This window comes from Peptoniphilus sp. (assembly GCF_022767005.1).
Taxonomy (GTDB): Bacteria; Bacillota; Clostridia; order Tissierellales; family Peptoniphilaceae; genus Peptoniphilus_A.
Genome location: NZ_JALEOV010000079.1, coordinates 1 through 2,327, shown reverse-complemented (window position 1 = coordinate 2,327; position 2,327 = coordinate 1). Strand labels below are relative to the sequence as shown.

Below are 2,327 nucleotides of genomic sequence, written 5' to 3'. Positions count from 1 at the left end.
GTTATATCTCATTCTTTCAGTGGCAATTCTATTTTCAGTTCCCTCAAGTTGTGCTTGTAGGTCTAAGAAGTTTTGATTTGCCTTTAGCTCTGGATAGTTTTCTACTACTACATTTAACTTTCCAATGGCTTCTGTCAAATTGTCGTTTGCTTCAGCAAGTTCCTTAGGTGTACTTGCATCAGAAATACCTGCACGAGCCTTAGTTATTTCAGTAAAAGTTTCCTTTTCATGGCTAGCATAACCCTTGACAGTTTCCACAATATTTGGAATTAAATCTGCACGTCTTTTTACTTGATTTTGGACTTGTGCCCATGCACCATTTACATCTTCATCTAGCTTAACTAGTTTGTTCCACTGTCCGCCAAAGAAAATTGCAATTACAACTACAATAGCTATTATTGCAATAACTCCCACAGCTCCCCTATTTTTATTCTTCATTGCTTCCTCCTATTTTTTCTATTTTCATTTTGCTTAAAGCTTCATCTACGAGTTTGTCGCAGTCAAGTTGTTCCTCAGACTTAACTATTCCTTCAACAGTAGGTGTCAAAAGTGGATGTTTTGGCAAAAATACTGTACAACAATCTTCAAAGGGAAGGATTGATGTATCATAAGTATCAATATCCTTAGCTATGTCGATAATATTTACCTTGTCCATGCCAATAAGTGGTCTAAAGACAAGTTTTTCTGTAATATCATTAGTAACCTTTAGCCCATCAATAGTTTGTGATGCAACTTGTCCAAGGTTTTCGCCAGTGATAATGCAGTCATAGCCCCCTTCTCTTGCAATTTTATCTGCAATTCGCATCATAAATCTGCGAGAAATAATGGTCATCTCATCTTCAGGACAATTTATATTAATTTCCTTTTGAATATCCAAAATATTTACAGAATAAAAAGTCAGTTCTCCAGAAAAAGTGGAAATATCCTCTGCAAGTTTTTTAACCTTTTCTTCTGCTCTTTCAGATGTGAAAGGATAGGAATGGAAGTGCAAGCAGTCCACTAGGACGCCTCTTTTTGCCATTAAAAATCCAGCAACTGGAGAATCAATTCCCCCAGAAAGAAGGAGAAGTCCCCTGCCATTTGTACCCGTTGGAAGTCCACCATAAGCTTTAAATTTGTCTACATAGATATAAGTATCCTTTTTTAAATCACAGTAAACATAAAAATCAGGCTTGTGAACATCTACTTTTATATCAAAGTTTTTAAGAACAATGCCACCTATTTTTGCACTTATTTCCATGGAATTAAGCGAGAAGGATTTGTCGCCCCTATTTGTCTTTACCTTAAAAGTTTTGTAACTTGGATTTTTCTTCAAGGTTTCATCCACAATTTTTATTACACATTCTTCAATTTTGTCCCAATTAGTTTCCACAACATAACAAGGAGCAATGTAGACAATGCCAAAGACGTGTTTAAGGCGATTTATCATCTTATCCTCATTATCAGCTACAAGTTCCACATAGACCTTGCCCATGTTTTGATAAATTTTTCCATGGTCAATATTTCTAAGATTTCTCTTAATAGTTGAAATAAGTTTATTTACAAATTTATATCTATTTTTTCCCTTTAAGACAAGCTCACCAAGGGAGAGTGCCATAACTTTTTTCATTCTATCACCCTCTCATAATCTTTCTAATTTCCCCTACATACTTGACAAGTTTTTCCACAAAAATATCTATTTCTTCTTTTGTCGTGTCCTTTGAAGTACAAACTCTTATTGTCCCTTCAGCATACTTGTCTGATAGACCTATTGCCTTTAAAGTATTGGACTTGTGTGTACCATTAGATGTACAAGCAGATGCCGTTGAAATGTAAATCTCATCGCCTTCCAAGTAGTGAAGGAGAACCTCTGCCCTAATATCCAAAATTGAAAGAGAAATAATAAAATCAGTAGCATTTTCTGGAGTATTAATCTTATAGTCCTCTAAATTATCCCTTAATTTTTCAAGAAAATAAGCTTTTATCTCTTTTGCATGGCTAAGCCTCTTTTCCAAATCTCTTTTAGTGAGTTCACAAGCTTTTCCAAAGCCAAGAATACCAGGCACATTTTCCGTACCAGACCTAAGACCCCTTTCTTGACCGCCACCAATTACAAGACTTTCTATATTCAAATCCCTTCTTTTGTAAAGAGCACCCATGCCCTTTGGACCATAAATTTTATGTGAAGAGAAAGAAAGAGTGTCGCAACCCAAGTCCTTTACATCAACTGGAATTTTCCCAACAGCTTGAACTCCGTCAACATGGCACAAAATATTTTTATTTTTTGACTTTGCAATCTCAAAAAGTTCCTTAATATTATTTACAGTGCCAAGCTCATTGTGAACATA

At 35.3% G+C, this 2,327-nt stretch carries 3 protein-coding genes; all 3 read right to left on the bottom strand.

All coding sequences use genetic code 11. The annotated features are described in order from the left end of the window. Window positions 1-438 (bottom strand): LemA family protein (locus tag MR285_RS06225; protein WP_293559125.1); only part of this gene is annotated, 438 nt, incomplete at its 3' end. Continuing rightward, window positions 428-1,609 (bottom strand): tRNA uracil 4-sulfurtransferase ThiI, encoded by a 1,182-nt coding sequence (gene thiI / locus MR285_RS06220; RefSeq protein ID WP_293559123.1) that lies wholly within the window; start codon window positions 1,607-1,609, stop codon window positions 428-430. The genes MR285_RS06225 and thiI, both read right to left, overlap by 11 nt. A 4-nt stretch (window positions 1,610-1,613) precedes the next feature. Further along, window positions 1,614-2,327, bottom strand: a 714-nt coding sequence (locus MR285_RS06215) for an aminotransferase class V-fold PLP-dependent enzyme (protein ID WP_293559121.1), incomplete at its 5' end; no start/stop codon positions are given.

Coding starts and splice junctions, on each gene's coding strand:
- thiI (WP_293559123.1), bottom strand. CDS start 1,609: ATGAAAAAAGTTATGGCACTCTCCCTTGGTGAGCTTGTCTTAAAGGGA.